The organism is Streptomyces sp. NRRL S-378 (genome assembly GCF_000720645.1).
GTDB lineage: Bacteria > Actinomycetota > Actinomycetes > Streptomycetales > Streptomycetaceae > Streptomyces.
This window is the reverse complement of the sequence record NZ_JOBX01000024.1, coordinates 143,580-158,906: the sequence shown is the minus strand read 5'-3', so window position 1 is coordinate 158,906 and position 15,327 is coordinate 143,580. Positions and strand designations below refer to the sequence as shown.

Annotated in this window: 18 protein-coding genes and 1 riboswitch; of the genes, 12 read left to right on the top strand and 6 right to left on the bottom strand. The window is 71.9% G+C overall.

Going from position 1 to position 15,327, the window contains the following annotated elements; all coding sequences use genetic code 11:
* Nucleotides 1–92 precede the first annotated feature (92 nt).
* Nucleotides 93–250: riboswitch (SAM riboswitch) on the top strand.
* The 9 genes from thrC to IH80_RS0118950 all read left to right on the top strand — a co-directional run bounded on the left by thrC (nucleotide 244) and on the right by IH80_RS0118950 (nucleotide 7,198).
* Nucleotides 244–1,542 carry a threonine synthase gene (gene thrC / locus IH80_RS0118990; protein ID WP_078906615.1) on the top strand — a complete coding sequence of 433 codons (1,299 nt, stop codon included), beginning with the start codon at nucleotides 244–246 and terminating at the stop codon, nucleotides 1,540–1,542. (Overlaps the previous riboswitch by 7 nt.)
* 36 nt (nucleotides 1,543–1,578) lie before the next feature.
* The gene (locus IH80_RS0118985) at nucleotides 1,579–1,857 is read left to right on the top strand and encodes a MoaD/ThiS family protein (protein WP_030027575.1); all 279 of its coding nucleotides are present in this window, start codon (nucleotides 1,579–1,581) and stop codon (nucleotides 1,855–1,857) included.
* Nucleotides 1,858–2,242: 385 nt separating this feature from the next.
* Nucleotides 2,243–2,449, top strand: coding sequence for a cold-shock protein (locus IH80_RS0118980; protein ID WP_030009783.1), 207 nt, complete (start codon nucleotides 2,243–2,245; stop codon nucleotides 2,447–2,449).
* Nucleotides 2,450–2,777: 328 nt separating this feature from the next.
* Nucleotides 2,778–4,397 carry a chaperonin GroEL gene (gene groL, locus IH80_RS0118975; RefSeq protein ID WP_030663172.1) on the top strand — a complete coding sequence of 540 codons (1,620 nt, stop codon included), beginning with the start codon at nucleotides 2,778–2,780 and terminating at the stop codon, nucleotides 4,395–4,397.
* 221 nt (nucleotides 4,398–4,618) lie between these two features.
* Complete coding sequence (locus IH80_RS44790; RefSeq protein WP_158943513.1) at nucleotides 4,619–4,795, top strand: hypothetical protein; 177 nt, start codon at nucleotides 4,619–4,621, stop codon at nucleotides 4,793–4,795.
* A gap of 1 nt (nucleotide 4,796) precedes the next feature.
* A complete protein-coding gene (locus IH80_RS0118965) occupies nucleotides 4,797–5,357 on the top strand; it encodes a hypothetical protein (protein ID WP_030961895.1) in 561 nt (186 codons plus the stop codon).
* Between the two features lie 85 nt (nucleotides 5,358–5,442).
* The gene (locus IH80_RS0118960; RefSeq protein WP_030961893.1) at nucleotides 5,443–6,042 is read left to right on the top strand and encodes a phosphoribosylanthranilate isomerase; all 600 of its coding nucleotides are present in this window, start codon (nucleotides 5,443–5,445) and stop codon (nucleotides 6,040–6,042) included.
* A gap of 85 nt (nucleotides 6,043–6,127) precedes the next feature.
* On the top strand, nucleotides 6,128–6,868 hold the full coding sequence (locus tag IH80_RS0118955) for an SDR family oxidoreductase (RefSeq protein WP_030961892.1): 741 nt from the start codon (nucleotides 6,128–6,130) through the stop codon (nucleotides 6,866–6,868).
* A 144-nt stretch (nucleotides 6,869–7,012) separates the two neighbouring features.
* Complete coding sequence (locus IH80_RS0118950) at nucleotides 7,013–7,198, top strand: hypothetical protein (RefSeq protein ID WP_030961891.1); 186 nt, start codon at nucleotides 7,013–7,015, stop codon at nucleotides 7,196–7,198.
* 10 nt (nucleotides 7,199–7,208) lie between these two features.
* Here IH80_RS0118950 and IH80_RS0118945 read toward each other — a convergent pair whose 3' ends face one another.
* Nucleotides 7,209–8,906, bottom strand: a complete 1,698-nt coding sequence (locus IH80_RS0118945) for a serine/threonine-protein kinase (RefSeq protein ID WP_030961889.1) — start codon at nucleotides 8,904–8,906, stop codon at nucleotides 7,209–7,211.
* Between the two features lie 132 nt (nucleotides 8,907–9,038).
* A complete protein-coding gene (locus IH80_RS46885; protein ID WP_030961886.1) occupies nucleotides 9,039–9,404 on the bottom strand; it encodes a protease inhibitor I9 family protein in 366 nt (121 codons plus the stop codon).
* Nucleotides 9,405–9,955: 551 nt separating this feature from the next.
* Between IH80_RS46885 and IH80_RS0118935 the strand changes: the two genes are divergently transcribed.
* Nucleotides 9,956–11,362, top strand: coding sequence for a PQQ-binding-like beta-propeller repeat protein (locus IH80_RS0118935; protein ID WP_030961885.1), 1,407 nt, complete (start codon nucleotides 9,956–9,958; stop codon nucleotides 11,360–11,362).
* Here the strand turns inward: IH80_RS0118935 and IH80_RS0118930 are convergent.
* Together IH80_RS0118930 and IH80_RS0118925 are read right to left on the bottom strand one after the other, a co-directional pair.
* Complete coding sequence (locus tag IH80_RS0118930; protein ID WP_030961884.1) at nucleotides 11,349–11,564, bottom strand: DUF397 domain-containing protein; 216 nt, start codon at nucleotides 11,562–11,564, stop codon at nucleotides 11,349–11,351. The genes IH80_RS0118935 and IH80_RS0118930 overlap by 14 nt on opposite strands.
* The gene (locus tag IH80_RS0118925) at nucleotides 11,557–12,384 is read right to left on the bottom strand and encodes a helix-turn-helix domain-containing protein (protein ID WP_030961882.1); all 828 of its coding nucleotides are present in this window, start codon (nucleotides 12,382–12,384) and stop codon (nucleotides 11,557–11,559) included. The genes IH80_RS0118930 and IH80_RS0118925 overlap by 8 nt, the downstream gene beginning before the upstream one ends.
* A 115-nt stretch (nucleotides 12,385–12,499) precedes the next feature.
* Here IH80_RS0118925 and IH80_RS0118920 point away from each other — a divergent pair, with 115 nt between their 5' ends.
* Complete coding sequence (locus IH80_RS0118920) at nucleotides 12,500–12,718, top strand: hypothetical protein (RefSeq protein ID WP_030961880.1); 219 nt, start codon at nucleotides 12,500–12,502, stop codon at nucleotides 12,716–12,718.
* A complete protein-coding gene (locus tag IH80_RS40910; RefSeq protein ID WP_051809531.1) occupies nucleotides 12,715–13,113 on the top strand; it encodes a hypothetical protein in 399 nt (132 codons plus the stop codon). The genes IH80_RS0118920 and IH80_RS40910 overlap by 4 nt, the downstream gene beginning before the upstream one ends.
* On the opposite strand, the gene IH80_RS0118910 is transcribed toward IH80_RS40910, so the two are convergent.
* Together IH80_RS0118910 and IH80_RS0118905 are read right to left on the bottom strand one after the other, a co-directional pair.
* A complete protein-coding gene (locus IH80_RS0118910) occupies nucleotides 13,083–13,667 on the bottom strand; it encodes a GNAT family N-acetyltransferase (RefSeq protein WP_030961878.1) in 585 nt (194 codons plus the stop codon). The genes IH80_RS40910 and IH80_RS0118910 overlap by 31 nt on opposite strands.
* A gap of 60 nt (nucleotides 13,668–13,727) precedes the next feature.
* Nucleotides 13,728–15,317: a PTS transporter subunit EIIC gene (locus IH80_RS0118905; RefSeq protein WP_051809529.1), complete on the bottom strand. Its 1,590-nt coding sequence runs from the start codon at nucleotides 15,315–15,317 to the stop codon at nucleotides 13,728–13,730.
* Nucleotides 15,318–15,327 lie beyond the last annotated feature (10 nt).

Below are 15,327 nucleotides of genomic sequence, written 5' to 3'. Positions count from 1 at the left end.
CAGTCTTGAACAACGCGAAGGACCACCGCATGCCGGGGTCCCCGCGTACAAACGCACCGGCGCGCCACAGAGCGCGTGTGCCGGTGCCATACCGCTCATCCAGAGGGGCAGAGGGACACGGCCCGTTGAAGCCCCGGCAACCCTCCAGTCGGTTCTCGCGATCGCGCAGCAGCGCTCGTCGACGAGGTCCCCGGCTAGGGAAGGTGCCAATTCCGTCTCATGGCGAAATGCGCCATGGGGAAGATGAGGAGAAAGGGCCTCGCCATCATGGCTGCACAGACTGTCGCCACCTCTGTCGATCTCGGACCTGCCACGGGCCTTTCCTGTCGCGAGTGCGGTACCCGCTTCGAGCTCGGTCCCATCTTCGCGTGCGCCGAGTGCTTCGGACCTCTGGAAGTCGCCTACGAGCTGCCGACCGGTGACCCGGAGGCCCTGCGCGCCGCGATCGAGGCCGGCCCGAACAACATCTGGCGCTACGCCCCGCTGCTGCCCGTCCCCGCCGACGTGGCCGCCAAGCCCAGCCTGAACCCCGGCTTCACCAAGCTCGTCGACGCGGCCAACCTGGCCAAGGAGCTGGGCATCACCGGCAAGCTGTACGTCAAGGACGACTCCGGCAACCCGACGCACTCCTTCAAGGACCGCGTCGTGGCCATCGCCGTCGAGGCCGCCCGCGCCTTCGGCTTCACCACCCTGTCCTGCTCCTCCACCGGCAACCTGGCCGGCGCCGTCGGCGCCGCGGCCGCCCGGGCCGGCTTCCGCTCCTGCGTGTTCATCCCGCACGACCTGGAGCAGGGCAAGGTCGTCATGGCCGGTGTGTACGGCGGCGACCTGGTCGGCATCGAGGGCAACTACGACGACGTCAACCGCTTCTGCTCCGAGCTCATCGGCGACCCGCTGGGCGAGGGCTGGGGCTTCGTCAACGTCAACCTCCGCCCGTACTACGGCGAGGGCTCCAAGACGCTGGCGTACGAGATCTGCGAGCAGCTCGGCTGGCAGCTGCCCGACCAGATCGTCATCCCGATCGCGTCCGGCTCGCAGCTCACGAAGATCGACAAGGGTCTGCAGGAGCTCATCAGGCTCGGCCTCGTCGAGGACAAGCCGTACAAGATCTTCGGCGCCCAGGCCGAGGGCTGCTCCCCGGTGTCGACCGCCTTCAAGGCCGGCCACGACGTGGTCCGCCCGCAGAAGCCGAACACCATCGCCAAGTCCCTCGCGATCGGCAACCCGGCGGACGGCCCGTACGTCCTGGACATCGCGCGCCGCACCGGCGGTTTCGTCGAGGACGTGACCGACGAGCAGGTCGTCGAGGCCATCAAGATCCTTGCGCAGACCGAGGGCATCTTCGCCGAGACCGCGGGCGGCGTGACCGTCGGCGTGACGAAGAAGCTCATCGAGAACGGACAGCTCGACCCGGCGCTGACCACTGTCGTCCTCAACACCGGTGACGGCCTCAAGACCCTGGAGGCGGTGGCCGCGGACAGCGGGCAGACCGCCACCATCCGCCCCAGCCTGGACGCGTTCCGCGCCGCCGGCCTGGCCTGACCACCCTCCACGTACTACCGGAAAGGCAGTAGCGCCATGAGCGTCAACGTCCGCATCCCCACCATCCTGCGCACCTACACCGGCGGTCAGGCCGAGGTCCCGGCCGAGGGCGCGACCCTCGCCGAGGTCATCGAGTCCCTGGAGAAGAACCACCCGGGCATCGCCGCGCGCGTCCTGGACGACCAGGGCAAGCTCCGCCGCTTCGTGAACGTCTACGTCAACGACGACGACGTGCGCTTCGAGGGCGGACTGGAGGCGGTCACGCCGGACGGCGCCGGCGTCTCGATCATTCCGGCCGTCGCGGGCGGCTGCTGACCCACCCGGTAAACCGTAATTACCCCCTCCGCTAAAAGCGGAGGGGGTAATTCTGTTTGATTGGGCACGGTACAGTTGGGGAAGTCCCCTCCGCTGGACTTGCCCGCCGCATATGAACGGGTCGCGTGAGGGTCGACATCGGGTCAATGTGCGGGTGCGGTATGGGGCTTTGGCGAGATATGTCAGGCCCGAGTTGCCCTGGAACATGCCAAATTTTCACTCTATTTCAATGTTTCTCGGTGTCCAGATTTCTCGTCGGATTGACCTGTTGCAGACAGCACTCGCGCAGATACATTCAGCCTCGGTCGAAGCGTTCCGACGCAAGTTCTGACCCGGTAACGCGAAGTGCGTTCCCGCGCAAGGGCCAGTAATAGGGGAGTTAGGCATGGCTCAGGGCACCGTCAAGTGGTTCAACGCGGAGAAGGGCTACGGCTTCATCGCGGTCGACGGTGGTGCGGATGTGTTCGTCCACTACAGCGCCATCCAGATGGACGGGTACCGCACCCTTGAAGAGGGTCAGCGGGTCGAGTTCGAGATCTCGCAGGGCCAGAAGGGTCCGCAGGCGGACATGGTCAAGCTCGCGCTCGGCTAGTCCCGGAGCCTCGACCACCGACGCTCGGTCTTCCGTCGAAGACCCCGGAAGACCTACGAGGGGCCCACATCCCGGACACGGGATGTGGGCCCCTCGCGTCTGCGCCCCGTCTGCCTGCGTTCTCTCTGGAGCCGCTTGCACTCGAGGGGGTCGAGTGCTAATCATTGGCGTTAGCACTCTACGAGTGAGAGTGCTACTGAAACGAGGACCGGGTCGGTGAGGCCCGCAGGGTCCGGTGGGAAGGAACCGCCGGGCACGCAGGCCGTCCGTCGCGGGCGCGGGCGCGGTCCTGGGAGCAATCCACCGCTGTCCGGGAGGACCACTTCAGATGGCCAAGATCATTGCGTTCGACGAGGAGGCCCGTCGCGGCCTCGAGCGTGGGATGAACCAGCTCGCCGACGCCGTCAAGGTCACCCTTGGCCCCAAGGGTCGCAACGTCGTCCTTGAGAAGAAGTGGGGCGCCCCCACGATCACCAACGATGGTGTCTCCATCGCCAAGGAGATCGAGCTCGAGGACCCGTACGAGAAGATCGGCGCCGAGCTGGTCAAGGAAGTCGCCAAGAAGACGGACGACGTCGCCGGCGACGGTACGACCACCGCCACCGTCCTGGCCCAGGCGCTCGTGCGCGAGGGCCTGCGCAACGTGGCTGCCGGTGCCAACCCGATGGCCCTCAAGCGTGGTATCGAGAAGGCCGTCGAGGCCGTCTCCGCCGCCCTGCTCGCCCAGGCCAAGGATGTCGAGACCAAGGAGCAGATCGCTTCCACGGCCTCCATCTCCGCCGCCGACACCCAGATCGGCGAGCTCATCGCCGAGGCCATGGACAAGGTCGGCAAGGAAGGCGTCATCACCGTCGAGGAGTCCCAGACCTTCGGTCTGGAGCTGGAGCTCACCGAGGGCATGCGCTTCGACAAGGGCTACATCTCGGCGTACTTCGCCACCGACATGGAGCGCATGGAGTCGTCCCTCGACGACCCGTACATCCTGATCGTCAACTCCAAGATCGGCTCGGTCAAGGACCTGCTGCCGCTCCTGGAGAAGGTCATGCAGTCCGGAAAGCCGCTGCTGATCATCGCCGAGGACGTCGAGGGCGAGGCCCTGTCGACCCTGGTCGTCAACAAGATCCGCGGCACCTTCAAGTCCGTCGCCGTCAAGGCCCCGGGCTTCGGCGACCGTCGCAAGGCCATGCTCGGTGACATCGCCATCCTCACCGGTGGCACGGTCATCTCCGAGGAGGTCGGCCTCAAGCTGGAGAACGCCGGTCTCGACCTGCTCGGCCGCGCCCGCAAGGTCGTCATCACCAAGGACGAGACGACCATCGTCGACGGTGCCGGTGACAGCGACCAGGTCGCCGGTCGCGTGAACCAGATCCGCGCCGAGATCGAGAACTCCGACTCGGACTACGACCGCGAGAAGCTCCAGGAGCGCCTCGCGAAGCTGGCCGGCGGCGTGGCCGTCATCAAGGCCGGTGCCGCGACCGAGGTCGAGCTCAAGGAGCGCAAGCACCGCATCGAGGACGCCGTTCGCAACGCGAAGGCGGCCGTCGAGGAGGGCATCGTCGCCGGTGGTGGCGTGGCCCTGCTGCAGGCCTCCGCGGTCTTCGAGAAGCTGGAGCTCGAGGGTGACGAGGCGACCGGCGCCAACGCCGTGAAGCTCGCGCTGGAGGCCCCGCTGAAGCAGATCGCCGTCAACGGTGGTCTCGAGGGTGGCGTCGTCGTCGAGAAGGTGCGCAACCTCCCGATCGGTCACGGCCTCAACGCCGCGTCCGGCGAGTACGTCGACATGATCGCCGAGGGCATCATCGACCCGGCGAAGGTCACGCGCTCCGCGCTGCAGAACGCCGCGTCGATCGCCGCGCTGTTCCTGACCACCGAGGCCGTCATCGCCGACAAGCCGGAGAAGGCCGCGGCCGCTCCGGGCGGCATGCCGGGCGGTGACATGGACTTCTGATCGACCTGTTGGTCGATCGGCTGTTCTCGAACGAGGGCGGCACCCCGACGGGGGTGCCGCCCTCGGGCGTTCCCGGGGATCCGGATGGCGTGCGGCGCTGAGCCCGTGCCCTCAAGGCTGGTGTCGCGGTGCGGGCCCCGTCCGGTCCTGGGAACGGTCCCCCGCGGCCGGGTGGTGAAAACCGCTGGCCGGGGTGGGTGGGGGCGTGTGACCGTACGGCCATGGGGAACTCCGTCGCTTATCCCGTGCTGCGCACCGCCGATCCCGCCGAGGCGTACGAGAAGGCGCGACATCTCCGCGCGCTGCCGGCCACGCGGTACGCGCAGGTGTACGTGGGGGCCGAGCGGCTCGCCGCCGCGATCGGCGGGGCCGTGCCGGGCGAGCCGGAGCAGGGCTGAGGTGGGGAGTTCACGGGCGTACCCCGTCTTCCGGACGGACGACCTCGACGAGGCGTACCGGCGGGCCCGGGTGCTCTGCGCGCGGATGCGGCCGCTCGAACCGGAGATGTGGCTGTGCGCGCAGGCGACCACCGTCACGGAGGCCCGGTCGCTCGGGGTGCTCATGCCGACGGGACTGTTCGAGCCGTCGTACGACTGGGAGGCGGACGTCTGGTACCTGGGGGCCGCCCTGCCCGGCGGCGACCGGGAGCTGGCCGCCGTCCTGCCGCTGACGGTGGACTCTTACGCGGCCCCGGGCCCGGTCGAGGGGGCGCTCCTGCGGGCGCTGGGTGAGGGTGCGGCCACGTTGCTCTGGTACGGGGCCTGGCCCTGGGTCCCCGAGATACCGTCCCACTCGGCCGACCCGACCCACCAGCGCGTGGAGCTGGACGTCAACGGGGAGCATCCCGACGGCCGGCACACGGTGTACGTGCACTTCCGGTCCGCCGACGAGGTCGGTGCGGCGCATCTCGCCGCGGCCATCGGCGGGGCGGTGCTGGGGCCCGTACAGGTCGGCCGCTGACACCGGGGCGCGGGTGCGCCGTCCGTGCCGTTCGGCATGCGGGCGGGCACGGTCGCGGCTGCCGGGGTCGGCATAGGCTGGGCGCATGGCTGACCTCTTCGTCAAGATCTGCGGGCTCAGGACCGCGCCGGACGTCGATGCCGCGGTGGCGGCCGGGGCCGATGCCGTCGGGTTCGTGTTCGCGCCCGGCAGCCCCCGTACGGTCGACGCGGCCACCGCGCGCGAGCTGGCGGCGCGGGTACCGGACAGGGTGCTGACCGTCGGGGTGTTCCGCGGGCAGTCCGTCGAGGAGGTGCGCCGGTTCGCCGAGGACAGCGGTGTGCGGGGCGTGCAGCTGCACGGCGAGGAGGGCCCAGAGGACTTCGCGGCGCTGCGTGCCGAGGGCCGCACCCTGCTGCGGGCCACCGCCGGGCGCGTGCGGCGCTGCGGTGAGTACGGCGAGGACCTGCTGCTGCTGGACGCCCCCGACCCGGGCTCCGGCAAGCCGTGGAACTGGGGGGCGGCGGACTTCACCGCGCCCGAGGGGCGGTGGCTGCTGGCCGGCGGGCTGAATCCGGGCAACGTGCGCGAGGCGCTCGCGGCCACCGCGGCGTGGGGCGTCGACGTGTCCAGCGGTGTGGAGCGCGAGCGCGGGGTGAAGTCGCCGGAGCTGATCCGGGCCTTCGTCGAGGCGGCCCGCGGCTAGCGGATTTCTTTCGTGGTGACCCCTGGCGATGTTGTGTCAGGTTCATTCTGTAGTGACCGATACGGAAATCGAGGGGGGACCTGTCATGGGGAAGACAGCACTGGTCACGGGCGGCAGCCGGGGCATCGGCCGGGCCATCGCCGAACGGCTCGCCGCCGACGGCGACACCGTCGTACTGACCTACGCGAACGACGCGACGGCCGCGCGTGAGACCGTCGAGCGGATCACCGAGGGCGGCGGACGCGCCTTCGCCCTCCGGGCCGAACTCGGGCTGCCCGGCGCCGCGGCCGCGCTCTGGGCGGCGTACGACGAACTCGGCCTCGGCGGGGTCGACATCATCGTCAACAACGCGGGCATCGGACTGCCCGTCCCGCTGGGCCAGGTCACCGAGGAGGACTTCGACCGGGTCTTCGCGGTGAACGTGCGCGCGCCCTTCTTCGTCGTGCAGGAGGCCCTCGGGCGGCTGCGCGACGGAGGCCGGATCATCAACGTCTCCAGCGGCGACGCCCGCATCGCGATGCCCGAGATCCTCGCCCACGGCGCGACCAAGGGAGCGCTCGACACCCTGACGCTGAACCTGGCGAAAACCCTGGGCGCGCGGGGGATCACCGTGAACTCGGTGGCTCCCGGGATCGTCGACACCGACATCAACGCCGGCTGGCTGCGCGGCAACGCCGAGGCCGAGGCGCACGCCGCCTCCCTCGCCGCACTCGGCCGGGTCGGCCGCCCCGAGGACATCGCCGACGTCGTCGGCTTCCTCGCCTCCGACGCCGGCCGGTGGGTGACGGGCCGCGTGGTCGACGCCACCGGCGGCTCCGGCCTCTGAACGGCCCGCACCACGCGCGGGCGCGGGCAACACCGCCGGTGTTGCCCCCGCCGTTCCCTCGGCGGGGCGGCCGACGGCGCATGGGGTCCGGCGGACGGGGCATCAGGACGGTGAGCACGATCCGTCGTTCAGGAGGTGGCAACGGTGCGCCGTACGAAGGTGCTGGACTCCTTTCCCGCCGGTGACCCCTACGGCAGTCGGCCCGCCGAGGAGTACGCGGCCAGGTGCCGGGAGCGGGGGCAGCGGGCGACCGTCGTGATGGACCTCGACAGCGACGCCTTCCTCGTCGTGGCCCCCTTGGAAGCGGACGCGCCGCACAGGGCGGCGTGAGGCCCGCGCATCAGGAGGCCGCGCGCCAGATCGTCATGTCGGCCCTGAGCCAGCTGGGGTCCTTCGACAGGCCCGGCGCCGACTTGATCCCGATGACGAACAGCGCGACGTCGCCGGACGGGTGCTTCACGCAGACCTCGCTGCCGGCCGCCAGGACGTGCAGCGTCAGACTGTTCTGACGGGCGAACCGCAGCTCTTCGCGGCACGTTTCGAGGTTCCCGGTGCCCGCCTTCTGCGGCATGGAGAACACGCTCGCGTCGCTCTCCATCCTGCAGCCGCTGGCCATCCCGCACTTCATACGGATGTCGCCCGTCCGGTCCCCGTCCTCGTGCTGGACGGGCTCCTTGAAGCTGAGGGAGTTCTTCTCGTTCAGCTCCAGCCCGGGGTAGGGCATGGGCCGGGGCGGCTGGGACGCGCTCGGCGTCGGGGTGGGGGCCGGGGCGGAGCCGAGCGCCGCCGGGGCCGGGCCGGACGCCTTGGCCGCCGCCTCGCGTTCGGCCGCCCGGTCCGTGACGTCCATGAGCTTCCAGCCCAGGCCGCCCAGCGTGAGCGCACCCGTCACCGCCGCCACGGTGGCGACCCGCGCGGTCCGCCGCCGCCTGCTCCCCGCCGCCGTGGCCGCCGCGGTCGACGTGGCCGGCGCCGCTGCTCCCGCCGGGACGGACGTCGGTTGCGCCCCGCCCTGCGCGGCGGCGACCCCGGCGGCGTCCCCGGTGGTGTCCGCCGCGGCGCCCCCGGCGGCGTCCTGCGCGGCGTCCCCCGACGTCGTTTCCGGCGAGGCGGGCCGCCGCCGTGGCTGCGGCTCGGCGACCGGCGCCGGTACCTCCTCGTGCAGGCCGGCGACCTCCCGCCAGACGGCCGGTCCGGCGCCCGCGGCGGCCTCCTCGCCCAGGTACGTGCGGCACCACGCCAGGATCTCCGCCGGGGTGGCCCGTTCCCCCGGGTCGCCGGCCAGGCACAGCGCGAACAGCGGGCGCAGCGGCTCCGGCAGCAGGGTCAGGTCGGGCTTGGAGTGCACGATCCGGAACAGCACGGTCATGGAGGGGCCGTCCCCGTACAGCGGCTTGCCCAGCGCCGCGAACGCCGCCGTCTGGCCCAACGCGAAGACGTCGGTGGCCGGCGTGGTCTCGCCGGCCAGCCCCTGCTCGGGAGCCATGTACTGGGGCGTGCCGATGGTGTGGCCCGTGGCGGTGGCCGTCAGGCCGGAGGCCTGGGAGATGCCGAAGTCGATGACGCGGGGCCCGTCGGCCGCGAGCAGCACGTTCGACGGCTTCAGGTCCCGGTGCACGATGCCCGCACCGTGTACGGCCACGAGCGCCTCGGCCACGCCCGCCATCAGCCACACCACCGCGGCCTCCGGCAGCGGCCCGCGCCGGGCGACGGCCTCCGACAGCGAGGGACCGGGCACGTACACGGTGGCCAGCCACGGCGGCGTCGCCTCCGCGTCGGCGTCGATCAGCTCGGCCGTGTACGCCCCGCGGACCCGCCGCGCGGCCTCCACCTCCCGGCGGAAGCGCCGCCGGAAGGTCGGGTCGTCGGCCAGATCGGGATGCACCACCTTGATCGCGACGGGACGGCCGCCCTGGGTGTGCGACAGGTAGACCCGGCCCATGCCCCCCGACCCGAGCCGGGCGGCGAGGCGGTAGCCGCCCACGGTCCGCGGATCGTCAGCCCGCAGCGGCTGGAACACTTCGGTCGCGCTCTTCATCGGTCTCCCCCCGACCCCCGCCCTGATCAACCGATGAGTTGATCCACGTAACCCTAAGCGCCGGGTGGGGGCGGGGGCGTGCCGGGGAGCGGGCGTCGGGGAGCGGGTCCCGTGCCGGGGCCGGCGCCCCGGTCAGTCGGCGGCGTCGAACGAGGACACGCCGCCGTCCTCCTGGACGGACTCCACACCGGGTAGGACGTGCAGGGCCATGACCTGGCCGGGGGTCAGCCGGGCGGAGAAGCCGTGCAGGGCGGTGCGGAAGACGTAGTCCGGGGAGGCCCCGACCATCCGGGCGACCGCCCGCGGGTCGAAGTCCTGGTGCACGGTCACGATGTACGGGGCTTCGTCGCCGACGGCCGCACGGGCCATGGGCACGGGGGCGGTCACGGGGGCGGCGAGGGCGGACGAGGCGGCGGGCAGGGCGGTGACGGTGGCCAGCGCGGCGGCGGCCGCTACCAGGGGCAGGGCTCGGCCCGCCCGGCTCAGGAGGATGTGCATGGGGGGAGGGCATCACGCGCCGCGCGGCGGGTCAAAGACGTCCCGGGGTGTGGCGGGGGCACGGCGGCGCACCCGCCGCGCGCCCCCCTGGAGTGGTGGCGGCCCATACGGGTGATCTTGCCGCGGCGGCCATGGACGGGCTGGCGGGCGCGGCAAACCGGCGGCAGAGGCGATCAACCCTTTCTGCAGCGTTCCGAGGCGCCGGGCCGGCCGGACCGCGGGCCGATCGGCCGACCGGGGGCAGCGGTTCACGCCGCGCCGAGCAGCCGCCCGATGCAGGGAGGGGCCGCTCCGGCGAAGGTCGCGGAGTCCGTCGGCGTGACGGCGAAGTTCACCTACGAGACGGCGCTGAACGGCTGGCCAGGACTGCCACGGCCACGGCACGCACGTCGCGGGCACGGTCGGCGGCACGAACGTCGGTGTGGCACGTCATCCAGAACCTCAGCGACAACGGCCCCGACAAGCTGCTGTTCACCAACGGCCTCTGATCCGAGGCCCGATGCCCCGGCCCCTGTCGGCGCGCACGGTTAGGCTCGCCGCCAGGGGGGATCATGGACGACCACACTTCTCGGGGCGCGCTGTGGACGGCGCGCGCCCTGTTCGTCTCCGGCACGGCCGCCGCCGCCGTGACCGTGCTGTACCTGCTGCTGCTCGGCTGGATGGCCACCGTCGAGTGGACCCGCGGCCGGGACCTGCTGCTCCTGCTCACCCCCGCCCTCGGCGTCCTCGCGTACGTACTGCTGGCGCGCGGGCGGGGCGGCAGCCGGGGCGCGCCGGTCCGCTGGCTGGCGGTGGCCGTCGCGCTGGCCGCGCTGTGGCCGGCCTGGCAGGGGTACCAGTGGATGCGCGGCCCGCAGGCGTACGCGTGGACCTGGTCGCAGGCGGAGAAGCCGGAGTCGGCCCGGCCGATCGGTGCCTGGCAGCGCCCCTCGCAAGGCCTCGTACGGGTCCGCACGGACGCCCTGTTCCTCTACAACGGCGAGGGCCGCAGGGCAGGAGGCCGCGCCGCCCCGCCAGGCACCGCCTTCTGCGCCCTGAGCCGGACCATCGCGCACGACGTCGGACTCGTCGCGGCCGAACGCGCCCCGGGTGGCTGCGGCACGCGCGTCTCGGCCGTGGACCTGAAGCAGGACAAGGAACTGTGGGCCAGGGACCTCCCCGCGGCCCCGCCCGCGGACGGGGACACGCCGCCCGTCGTGGTCGTGGACGCCACGGCCGTCGTCGTGGCGGACGGCACCCTCCTCGGCCTGGACCTGCGGAGCGGCGAGGAACGCTGGCGGATGCCCGTCCCGGCCGGCTGCCGGGCCCGCGCGCTGGACGGCGCCGCCGACCGGGTCCTGTACGTCGAGGACTGCCCCGGTGCCGGTACCGGCACCGCGCGGCTGACGTCCCTGGACCCGCGGACCGGCACCCCGGCCTGGCAGACCCCGCTGCGGGCCGGCCCGTCGGCGGAGCTGCGGATGCTGTCGGCACGCCCGATCGCGCTGCGAGCGGGGGACGCGGTGCGGCTGTTCGACGACGCGGGGCGCGAGCGCGGGTCGGTACCGGTGGCGGGCCCGAAGGAGGACCTCCTCGCCGAACCGGGCCCGCTGGTCAGCGGTGACCTGCTGGTCCTCCCGGTGAGGGGCAAGGTCCCGGGGGTCTCGGCGTACTCCTTGAGAGACGGCCGCCGTGCATGGCACGCAGGACTCGACGGGGCCACGGTCCTCGGGCTCGCGCCGGGCCGCGCCCGGGGCGGGGTCGACGTGGTGACGTCGACCGCCGCGCGGACGCACCTGTGGCACCTGGACGGCACCACGGGCCGGCCCGGTGCCGAGCCCACGATCCTGCGGGACGTCCCGCTGGGCCGCCGGTTCGAGATCTACCCGACGGGTGTCGAGGGCTACACGTTCGTGAACCTGGACCCGTCGGGTGAACTGCCGTCGTATGTGGCCCTGAAGCGGGTCAGAGACTGGTGAGGAACGCCTTCCAGGCGGGCCCGCGGAAGGTGAGGTGGGGCCCGTCCGGAACCTTCGAGTCCCGGACCGGAACCGTGACGCTGCCGCCGGCTCCGCTGTGGGTGGACTTCGGCCAGGTGGCGATCTCCAGGCACTCGCCGCCGTCACCGCCGCTGTAACTCGACTTGTGCCATATGGCCGCCGACAGGTCGTATTCAGGCATGCTCGTAATCCTTCGCCGCGGACTCGATCACGGTCAATGATTCCCGAGGCGAGAGCGCACTGGCCGTGAGCAGATCGTAGTTCAGCACGTGACGGGCGACCGTGGCCGGATCGTCGAACAACCGCCCAGTTCCGTTGCCTTCGGCGTAGGAGAGCTGGGGGGCGTCATCGAACGACATCAGCTTGAGAAGCCCCATCATCCCCGCGTGTGCGCCCGCACTGAACGGAATCACCTGGACGATGATCCGATGGGACCGGACCAGGGCAATGATGTGCCGTAGCGCTTCGGCCATCACCTTGCGACTGCCTACTTCGCGGCGGATGACCGCTTCGTCGAACACGCACCACAACAGTGGGGTGGTTGGATCAGTGAGGAGCGATGCCCGCGCCAGGCGGCTTTCGACCAGCTCGTCGATCACCTGCTCCGTTGCGGTCGGCTGGTAGGCGCGACATACCGCGCGTGCGTATGCCTCGGTCTGGAGCAGTCCGGGGATGAGCTGCGGCGCGTAGTCGCGGATCGTCTTCGCCATGGCTTCGGCCTCGGCCGCCTCGGCGAAGTGGTCGGGGTACTTGGACTTGGCCGCCGCGCCGCAGTTCCGGGCGAAGAAGCCGTTCGTGTCGAGGATGTCGTCCATCTGGCGGGCGAATTCGAGGTGCATCCGGCGGGTGCCCGCTTCGAGTTGGCCGATGAACGAGCCGCTCACGAAGAGCGGTTCGCCCAACTCGGCCTGGCTCAGCCCCGCGCGCTCGCGCGCCACGCGCAGTTCGGCGCCGAGCAGCGCGCGGGGTGAGGAGGAGGGGTCGAGGTTCTTGCCTGCCACGGCAACTCCAGGGCCAACAGGTGGGGTTGTTCACGGTGCTTCCTTGAAAGGCTAGCCACCCGGTCACCACGCTGTGTGCAGAACCTGACCACTCAGAGTAGAAAGGTGACATGTCATGGTGCTCACGCCAGCGGAACGGATCCAGGCGGCCGAGGAGGCCGTACGGGAGCTGAAGGAAGCGCTCGACGGGGTGGGCGTCGTCTTCCCCTCCCTGGGTGTGGAACGGGTCTCGGCGGCCGGTACGTACGGCCTGCCGCTGGTCGACCTGGGTCGCTGCAACCTGGACACCGCGCTCCGGCTGGCAGCCGTGCTCCACGAGCGGGCCCACCCGTGAGCGGGTGCGACCGCGAGCGGGCCCGCTGCGAGGCCGCCCTGGAGGGCTTCTTCGAGGTGGCGCAGAGCTGGGAGTTCGAGCTGGCCTGGAAGCTGTGCTGGCTGGAGAAGGACTTCGCCGACGCCGGGTGGAAGGGCGGGCCGCCGGACCCTGCGCCGCCGGGGTGGCAGCGGTTCACGCTGATCCACGACGGTGAGGACGATCCGCACCCCGACGCGATCCGGCCGCGGGCGGCCCACGGCTGCGGGGTGGACGAGCCCGACGGGTGCTTCACGCTGCGCTGCGAACGGCCCGGCGGGCGGCTGCCGGACGGCGTCGCCGCGACGTGCGCCGCCGCGTCTGACCCCCTGGCCGGTACGGGGGTTCAGCAAGGGTCCGTGCGGAGGCGGGCGTGAAGGTGTTCGTCGTGCCAGCCGTCCGCGTGGAGGAGGGCGCCGCGCATGGTGCCCTCCAAGGGGAACCCGGCCTTCGTCGCGATGGCGCAGGAGGCCGGGTTGGCCACGGAGTGGGTGATGCGTACGCGGTGCAGGCCGAGGTCGTCGAAGGCCCAGCGGGCCAGGCGGTCGGTGGCCTTCACCATGACGCCCTTGCCGCGTCCGGCGGGGAGCAGCCAGTAGAGGATCTCGCCGCTGCCGCCCGCCAGGTCGATGTCGGCGATGCCGATCAGGCCGACGGCCCGGCCGCCGTCGGGGGCGATCGCCCAGGTCCCGGCCTTCTCCGCCCGCCAGCGTTCGTGCCAGCGGGCGATCCGCGCCTCGGCCCCGGCCAGGTCCAGCCGGCTGGGGCGGTTCCAGTGCCGGATGTCCGGGTCGAGGTGGGCCGCGACGAGCGTGGGGGCGTCGTACGGGGTCCAGGGCCGCAGCAGCGTCCCGCCGGGGAGGGGGAGCTCCGGCTGGGCGAGTCCGCGCATCCGGCCGGCCGGGACCACGGCGGGTATGGAGTCGATCATGGTCCGATCATGCCGGTCGCTTCGCGGAAGCGGGGCAGAGGGCACGGGGTGTGGGCGGGGTCACCGGGGTAGCACGGCGCCGGTCATCGGTTCTCGGGCCGGGTCGGCGGGGTCGGCGGGGTCGGCCGGGTCGGCCTGGGCGGGGGCTGCCGGGGCCGGGTCCGGATCGGTGTTGAGGTCGGTCAGCATCCGGCCGGTGAAGCCGAAGAAGTAGGTGGCGGCGAAACCGACGAGGTAGCCGGTCAGCAGGCCGCCCGCGTAGATCGCGACGGTGACGCCCAGGCCGGAACCGCCGTCCAGCAGCGGGAAGAGGGCCCAGCCGGAGGGGCCGATGGCCGTCGAGCCGAAAGCGATGCCCAGCTGGTTGAAGAGGCCGACGAACGCGCCGCCGGCCGCGCCGCCGATGCAGGCCGTGACGAAGGGGCGGCCGAGCGGCAGGGAAACGCCGTAGATCAGTGGTTCGCCGATGCCCAGGAAGCCCGCCGGGAGGGCCGACCTGATGGTGGCGCGCAGCGAGCCGTTGCGCGGGAGGCGGCAGTGGACGGCGAGGGCCGCGCCGACCTGGCCCGCACCTGCCATGGCGAGGATCGGCAGCAGGACGGTGTGGCCGGACTGCTCGATGAGGGTGGTGTGGATCGGGATCAGGGCCTGGTGCAGGCCGAGCATCACCAGCGGGAGGAAGAGCCCGCCCAGGACCAGGCCCGCGAACGCGCCGCCGGTGGACAGCAGCCCGTCGGCGAAGGTGCCGATGGCGGCGGAGGCCTCACCGGCGAGGAACATCAGGCCGAAGAGGGTGACCAGGCCCGAGACCAGGATCGTGAGGGTGGGGGTGACCAGGACGTCCAGGGCCTCGGGGACCAGACGTCGGCAGCGCTTCTCCACGTACACGGCGAGCAGGGCGGCGGCGAGCGCGCCCAGGACACCGCCCTGGCCGGGCCTGAGCTCCGTACCCAGGACGGTGATCTTCGCGACGCCCGGGAAGACGATGATCGCGGCGACCGCGCCGCCCAGGATCGGTGTGCCGCCGAACTCCTTGGCGGTGTTGTGGCCGACGAACACCGCGATCAGCGACATGAAACCGGAGGCGATGGCGGCGAGCGCGGGGACGACGCCGGGCAGCCGGCCCAGGTTCATGAGCAGGCCGTTCAGCCCCGCGATGATCCCGCAGCCGATGAGGGCCGGGATCAGCGGCACGAAGATGTTCGCGATCCGGCGCAGCATCAGTTTGAAGGGGGTGGCGTTGCGCGCCTTCTGGGCCTCCTTCAGGGCCGCTCCCTGGGCGGCCAGTTCGTCGGCGGTGACCGGGTGGCCGGTGACGGGGTGGGAGGTGACGGGGTGGGAGGTGGCGGGGGGCGCGGCCGAGCGGCCCTCGTCGACCAGTGCCTCGAACTCCGGGGTGACGCGGGCGACCGCGCCCGGGCCGAGCACGATCTGGTAGGTCTCGTCCTCCACCACGCCCAGGACCGCCGGGAGGGCCCTCAGGGCCTCGTCCTGGACGAGCGAGCGGTCGCGCAGCGAGATGCGCAGGCGGGTCATGCAGTGCGCGACCGCGGTGATGTTGTCCGGGCCGCCGACGAGGGGGAGGATCGCGGCGGCCGTGGCGCGGTTCTTGTCTGCGGGCTCGGGGGACTCGGTGGATTCAGTGGGCATGTGGTGGTCG